Here is a 7160-nt window from a genome sequence, read left to right as displayed (position 1 = left end):
ACCATTCGCAGGCGTCCTGACCCAGATTCTGGTCCAGGAAGACGAGACCGCAGAGGTTGGCGACGCACTCGCCATCATCGGCGGATCCGCTCCAGCCGCTGCACCAGCACCTGCTGCTGCGCCAGTTGCAGCACCGGCACCAGCAGCACCAGCAGCGCCTGCCGCTCCTGCACCAGCTCCAGCACCGGCACCAGCTCCAGCAGCGCCAGCAGCACCTGCACCAGTTCCTGCTGCTCCAGCAGTTCCAGCAGCCGACGCAGTCAAGAAGGGCGGCTACGTCACTCCTCTCGTCCGCAAGCTTGCCGCTGAAAAGGGCGTGGACCTTTCCACCCTTGCAGGAACCGGCGTTGGCGGACGTATCCGTAAGGAAGACGTCCTCGCCGCCGCGACTCCGGCTCCAGCCGCTGCTGCGCCTGCAGCCGCTGCTCCTGCTGGAGAGGTAAAGAAGGCATCGACCGTTCTCCCAGTTTCGCCACTGCGTGGAACCACCGAGAAGGCCAGCCGTCTTCGCCAGATCATCGCAGAGCGCATGGTCGAGGCACTCCAGACCCAGGCCCAGCTCACCACCGTCATGGAGGTCGATGTCACCAACATCGTCAAGCTGCGCACTAAGGTCAAGGAAGCCTTCAAGGCTAAGCACAACGCCAACCTGACGTTCCTCTCGTTCTACGCACTCGCTGCTACCGAGGCGCTCCAGGCTTACCCAAAGGTCAACGGTGTTCTTGCTGACAAGACCATCACCTACCCAGCCACCGAAAACATCGGTATCGCGGTTGACACCGAGCGCGGACTCCTCGTTCCTGTCATCAAGAATGCTGGCGACCTCGACCTAGCGGGCTTTGCTTCGTCGATCGGTGACCTTGGTGCTCGCACCCGCGACAACAAGGTAAAGCCTGACGAACTGTCCGGCGCGACCTTCACCATCACCAACACCGGCTCCGGTGGCGCGCTGTTCGATACTCCAATCGTTCCAGTCGGCACCTCCGCGATCATGGGTACCGGCACGATGGTCAAGCGCCCAGCGGTTGTTAAGGGCTCGGACGGCGAGGACGTCATCGCAATCCGTACCTTCACCTACCTCTCCATCTCGTACGACCACCGCCTCGTGGACGGCGCGGACGCATCGCGCTTCCTCTCGGCTGTAAAGGCTCGTATTGAAGAGGGTGCTTTCGAAGACAAGCTCGGCCTGTAAGGTCCGCTAGTACTTCATAGGATCGGGGTGGGGAACGCGCAAGCGTTCCCCACCCCGATCCTTTTTCCATGCTGCGAGCCATCCACCTGCAAACATGCACTTTTACCCGTAGGATTAATGGATGGCCCAGAACAAGCACATCGTCATTGCAGGAGCGTCCGGGCTCATCGGAACCCACCTCGTGCGGAGACTCGCGGAGCGCGGGGATCACGTCATTCGCCTCAGCCGTCCGGCAAGCACGGGAACCTCAAACCTCGAGCACTATAGCCAAGTCGAGGACATGGTCTGGGACCCCTCCGCGGGTCAGTTGGACCAGCACATCGTTGACAATGCCGACGCAGTCATAAACCTGGCTGGAGCTAGTATCGGCGGCAAGCGATGGAACCGTCAGTACAAGCGCGACATCCTGAAGTCACGAATCGACGCAACCACGACTCTCACTCGCGCAATTCGGAACTCATCGACTCCCCCGGAGGCGTTCCTGTCCGCTTCCGCCACCGGGTACTACGGCTTTCCCAACTACACGGTTGACGAGAGCAGCGACCCCGGCGACACCTTCCTGTCCTCTGTGTGTGAGCGTTGGGAAATGGCGGCGCACCCCGCAATGACGGTGGGCACACGCCTGGCTTATCTGAGAACCGGCCTCGTGATGAGCCCCGAGGGTGGCGCGCTCGAAAAACTGCTGCTTCCGCTCAAGCTTGGTGTGGGCGGCCCGCTCGGGTCTGGAAGCCAGCTGTGGAGTTGGATCACACTAGAGGATCACGTTCGCGCGATGCTGCACATCCTCGACGACGAGCGCGCATGGGGCCCCGTCAACTTGGTTTCCCCAGGAGCCGCAACCAACCAGGAGGTGACGGCCGCCCTTGCGCACGCCTACCACAGGCCGTCATTCTTCAAGGTACCCGCCCCTGCCTTGCGCCTCGTTGTTGGAGAGTTTTCGTCAGAGATCGTCTCAGGCGTTCGCGTAGAACCTACGATCCTTAAGGCCTTGGACTTTAAGTTCTTGCACACTGACGTTTCCCAGATGGCACAGTGGGTTGTCTCCCAAGACGGCTAGACCACGTGTGCTCAGTCGATAGCCGTTGCAGTTTCGAGGAGCCAGCCGTCGCTCGATCGCAGGAGACTGAACCTCACATTCTCCTTGACCGTACTTTCCGGAGCGACTACGCCGTCTGCACTCTTGATTTGTGACGCCATGGAGTAGTTCACCTCTACGGTCATCGACTCGGTAGTGCGGTCGGTGACCGACACCGAGTTGAGTTCGACGGTCGGATTCAGGAGTTCCTCGCCCGAGCCCCTCAACGCCGCGACGATCTCGGCTGACTGCAGCCAGACTTCGCCTCCCTTGACTGCGATTCCATCGAACTGGGTTACAGCATCATCGCTAGAGAGCTCGGCGATTCGTGTGAAGCGTTCTGTGACCAGAGTTGTTAGTAGTGACTTCTCGTTCACGATCACCGTGCCATCGGTAACTGCTCGATTGAGCGGGCTCACACGCTTGCTGGGTGGTGTTGCCTCCTGCCCACCTCCGAGACCCCCCTTCCACACGCCCGCGTACAGGCCAAAGCCTAGGGCGGCAAAGGCACCGACCAGCCCCAGCGCAAGCGCCAGCCTCCGCGGGTTCCTACGCGGCTCGCGCACTGGAACGGAAGTCGCTGCAGGAGGACGCCATCGAGGCCCCGTCGTCGGCGCGAGCTTCGGACCGTCCTGGGCCGGTTGTGTGCCGGCGAGTCGACACAGGGCAACGCTGTCGAGCGCGAGTATGAGATCGCCAACCGCGTAGGCGCCGGTCTCCCCCTCGCTCACCGACCTAGTGATACCGGAGAGCAGGTTTACCTCGTCGTTGCTGGCCAGCCCCCTCTCTGAGAGCTCAGATAGCAGTCCGAGGATGACCTCGAGTGGACCGCTTCCGGCTTGGCGCCCGCCGCTACCCTCCGTGAACGAAAACTCGGTAAAGGGTGATACGCGGAAGGTTCTGTCCTCCGCGACAACGAGGTCTCTTGCTCTCAACCGAAGCGGGCGAATACCCACGTGCCCCAGTGTCAGGAGTGCCTGCGCTACTGCATGCAGGAGCGAAACGGCCTGATCAAGATCGAGCCGCTCCTCCTGTGCTAAGAGTTCGAGCGGGGTGCCCGGCTCGACTGCAACTGCGCAAATGTCACCGAGGTCGACGCTCTGCAGGATCGGTTGGAACCACGTCTCGTGCCGGAGCTGGGCAGTTCTCGTGATGACTTCGGCCCAGTACTCCCGCCGCGCTTCCAGTTCATCGGCCTGCCCGAGTGCGAGGAACTGGATGTGTACGTTGAGCCCATGAACGGTCAGGCCTTCATACGTGGGTAGCAGGTTGTCGCCGCTGTGGCCCGATAGTGGGGCCAGCAGGGTCATCCCCGCGTCGTGGAGCTGCTGGATGTCGTGTTCCGATAGGTTTCGCACGTTCCTAGACAACCGCACTTTGGCGCTTCGCAGGAGCGTATCCACAGGAGAAAACTCTCCATCCATCGTCCACAGGCGCACTTGCGCTCCTCCCAGAAGGTGCTCGGGCTACCGATGTACGCATCCGGAGATTTGGTCGAAACTGGGCAAGTACGAGCAATCTCACGTCAAGTCGTCCCCTAAGCCCTGTAATTTGCCATGCAGAAACCTATTAGACTAGTGAGCATGGCTCGAAAGAACACTTCCGACGACGCAGTCGCCGCTTCCACTGCTCCTAAGCAGAAGAAACCCAAGAAGACCCGCTGGTATCACCAGGTCTGGGACGTCTACAAGCTGACGGTTGAGAACGACCCGAAGTCACGCTGGTACATCTGGGGTTCCGCGCTTGGAGTCCTCGCGCTCTTCCTGATCCTCGCGCTTATTTTCCGCGCGGGCACCGGAATGATGATCTACATGGGCATCATCGGCCTCATGTTCGCGCCACTCGCTGCGATGTTCGTGCTCGCACGCCGCGCGGAGACTGTTCAGTACAGCCTCATCGAGGGTCAGCCTGGTGCTGCTCGCGCAGCCCTCGGTACGTTGCGCCGCGGCTGGAGCTTCCCAGAGGAACCCGCCGCATTTGACGCCAAGACTCAGGCACTTCTTTTCCGCGGTGTTGGCCGTGCAGGCGTAGTGATCGTCACCGAAGGTCCCGCTAAGGCAGCTGGCCGTCTGGCTGAGAAGGAGACTAAGCGTCTCTCTCGCATGCTTCCAAACGTTCCACTCCACGTTTTCCACACCGGAAACGAGGAGGGCCAGACTCCACTTCCCAAGCTGACCCGCGAGGTTCAACGCCTCAAGCCAAAGCTGACCAAGGCTGAGCTCGCAGAGGTCGACAAGCGCCTCACCGCAATCGGCCGCATGCAACTTCCGATTCCTAAGGGCATCGACCCAACCCGCGCACGCCCAGACCGTCGCGGAATGCGCTAGTCGCGCACCTTGATGTACTGCGGAGGGCCGCCCGGCATTGCCGGGTGGCCCTCCGCTTTTTGTTTTTCGAGTGACGCTTTGATTCCCGACGATCGACTCACGTTGGCTAGGCACCTCACGTGGGTCCGCAGTTTAGTGAGATGGTGCTGGGACCCAAGTCGATCGTCGAAAATCAGTTCATGGCGCTGCGGCGCCAACAAAAAATGGTCGGACCCGTATGGGACCGGCCACAGAATCGCAACTAGCGGCGAACGATGTAGGTGCGGGCTGCCTTGTCATGGAGGCCGCGGCCGTCACCGTCCCACACAACTGCGGGGACAACCAGGCACAGCAGCGCAGTGCGCAGGAAACCGCGCACAAAGCCGACGAACGAGTTGCCCGATTCTTCGGGGCGGACGCGCAGGCCGGCCACAAAGTGGCCGATCGAGTAACCGAGCGATGACACAAACAAGAAGTGCTGGAGGGCGAACACCGCAAGGGTCGCCATGGAGTTGTAGTCGAACAGCAGCCACGACACCACGCTGGCTGCGAGCCAGTCCACCGACAGGCCAACCAGCCGCCTGCCTAGGCCGGCTTGGGAGCCTGGACCGCTCTCGGGCAGGCCCAAGCGGTCGGCACGCTGTGCAGACGTTTCAGAGTTGCCCTCGGGAGTGCCATCGAGCCAAGAACCAAATTGTTTACGTGAAGCCACACTTGAATCGTACGCGGCAGTCACCATTATCTGAGATTCGCGGAGCAAGTAACCTATCTCACAGGGCCGGAAAATCCCCGTCATGCCACATGAATGTCACACAGAGTGGTGCTGTGTAACATGGGCGAAACAACAGGTACACCCCAAAGAAACTCCCGTCCCATAGTGTTCTACGTAGCCTAAGAAATTGGCTCCCCCGAACAAGGAGACTCGGATGTTTAAGACCGCGCAGGAGGCAATCGCCTACGTGAACGAAGAGGGCGTCAAGTTTGTTGACGTTCGCTTCTGCGATTTGCCAGGTCAGATGCAGCACTTCAACGTGCCGACCGCACAGTTCGATGATTCTGCATTCACAGAAGGCATGATGTTCGACGGCTCGTCGATTCGCGGATTCCAGGCAATCCACGAGTCCGACATGAAGCTCGTCCCAGACGTAACCACCGCTTACATCGACCCATTCCGCAAGCAGAAGACCCTCGTGGTGAACTTCTCTATCGTGGACCCATTCACCTCCGAGCCTTACTCCCGCGACCCACGCAACGTGGCCGCAAAGGCAGAGGCCTACCTGAAGTCCACCGGAATCGCTGACACTGCGTTCTTCGCCCCTGAGGCCGAGTTCTACGCCTTCGACGGCATCCGCTACCAGACCACCCCAGGTTCGACCTTCTACGAAATCGAGTCGAACACCGCAGCGTGGAACATGGGACGTGAAGAAGAGGGCCACAACAAGGGTTACAAGACCCGCGTCAAGGGTGGCTACTTCCCGGTCTCCCCTAACGACCACTTTGCTGACTTCCGTGACGAGATCTGCGAGCGCCTCGAAGAGGTTGGCCTCAAGGTTGAGCGCGCGCACCACGAGGTCGGAACTGCCGGTCAGCAGGAAATCAACTACACGTTCGACACCCTGACCGCGGCCGCCGATGACCTGATGAAGTTCAAGTACATCGTGAAGAACTCCGCATGGGAGCAGGGCAAGTCAGTCACCTTCATGCCAAAGCCAATCTTCGGCGACAACGGATCCGGCATGCACTGCCACCAGTCTCTGTGGAAGGACGGCAAGCCACTGTTCTTCGACGAGAAGGGCTACGGCGGACTCTCCGACATGGCTCGCTGGTACATCGGTGGACTCCTGAAGCACGCTCCAGCGCTTCTTGCCTTCACCAACCCATCGGTGAACTCGTTCCGTCGCTTGGTTCCAGGCTACGAGGCCCCAGTCAACCTCGTGTACTCGGCGCGTAACCGCTCCGCATGTATCCGCATCCCCGTCACCGGATCGAACCCCAAGGCAAAGCGCGTCGAGTTCCGCGTGCCAGACCCAACGGCGAACCCATATCTCGCGTTCGCAGCGCAGCTGCTTGCGGGTATTGACGGCATCAAGAACCGCATCGAGCCACCAGAGCCAGTCGACAAGGACCTCTACGAGCTTCCTCCAGAGGAGCACGCTCTCATTGAGCAGGTCCCAGCGTCGCTCGAAGAGGCACTCGACGCACTCGAGGCAGACCACGACTTCCTTACCGTGGGCGATGTCTTCCCTGAAGACCTCATCGAAACTTGGATCGCGTACAAGCGCGAGAAGGAAATCGACCCAATGCGTCTACGTCCTCACCCATACGAGTTCGAGCTCTACTACGACGTTTAAGCATCCACCTTTGATGCGCACTGCTGAGTGAAGTCCCTCCAGGCTTCCACTAGCTGACACACGGACGGCCCAATGGCGATTGGGCCGTCCGTTGTGCTTTGCGCCCGTGCAGAGGCCGTGACCTGACTCGGCCACGGGCCGTCGCCGAGTCGTAGCCGAATCGACGCGGTATCGTCGTGGCAGAACCTACCCCGTCGGTATAGTTTCGTTGTGTAGGCTTCGTACGATGCCCGCAG

At 60.4% G+C, this 7160-nt stretch carries 6 protein-coding genes; 4 read left to right on the top strand and 2 right to left on the bottom strand.

The window, feature by feature from the left end; genetic code table 11:
* On the top strand, window positions 1-1192 hold a 1192-nt coding region (sucB, locus tag HGSM_RS05880; RefSeq protein WP_040594787.1), incomplete at its 5' end, for a 2-oxoglutarate dehydrogenase, E2 component, dihydrolipoamide succinyltransferase.
* Between the two features lie 121 nt (window positions 1193-1313).
* Window positions 1314-2249, top strand: a complete 936-nt coding sequence (locus HGSM_RS05875; RefSeq protein WP_019147819.1) for a TIGR01777 family oxidoreductase — start codon at window positions 1314-1316, stop codon at window positions 2247-2249.
* Between the two features lie 11 nt (window positions 2250-2260).
* Here HGSM_RS05875 and HGSM_RS05870 read toward each other — a convergent pair whose 3' ends face one another.
* On the bottom strand, window positions 2261-3625 hold the full coding sequence (locus HGSM_RS05870; protein WP_019147818.1) for a hypothetical protein: 1365 nt from the start codon (window positions 3623-3625) through the stop codon (window positions 2261-2263).
* Window positions 3626-3850: 225 nt separating this feature from the next.
* Between HGSM_RS05870 and HGSM_RS05865 the strand changes: the two genes are divergently transcribed.
* Window positions 3851-4594 (top strand): DUF4191 domain-containing protein, encoded by a 744-nt coding sequence (locus HGSM_RS05865; protein WP_019147817.1) that lies wholly within the window; start codon window positions 3851-3853, stop codon window positions 4592-4594.
* Window positions 4595-4835: 241 nt separating this feature from the next.
* On the opposite strand, the gene HGSM_RS05860 is transcribed toward HGSM_RS05865, so the two are convergent.
* Window positions 4836-5285: an RDD family protein gene (locus HGSM_RS05860; RefSeq protein ID WP_040594786.1), complete on the bottom strand. Its 450-nt coding sequence runs from the start codon at window positions 5283-5285 to the stop codon at window positions 4836-4838.
* A 214-nt stretch (window positions 5286-5499) separates the two neighbouring features.
* Here HGSM_RS05860 and glnA point away from each other — a divergent pair, with 214 nt between their 5' ends.
* On the top strand, window positions 5500-6924 hold the full coding sequence (gene glnA / locus HGSM_RS05855; protein WP_019147815.1) for a type I glutamate--ammonia ligase: 1425 nt from the start codon (window positions 5500-5502) through the stop codon (window positions 6922-6924).
* Window positions 6925-7160: the final 236 nt, after the last annotated feature.

The organism is Timonella senegalensis JC301 (assembly GCF_000312125.1).
Taxonomy (GTDB): domain Bacteria; phylum Actinomycetota; class Actinomycetes; order Actinomycetales; family Cellulomonadaceae; genus Timonella; species Timonella senegalensis.
This window is presented reverse-complemented; position numbering and strand designations above follow the sequence as displayed.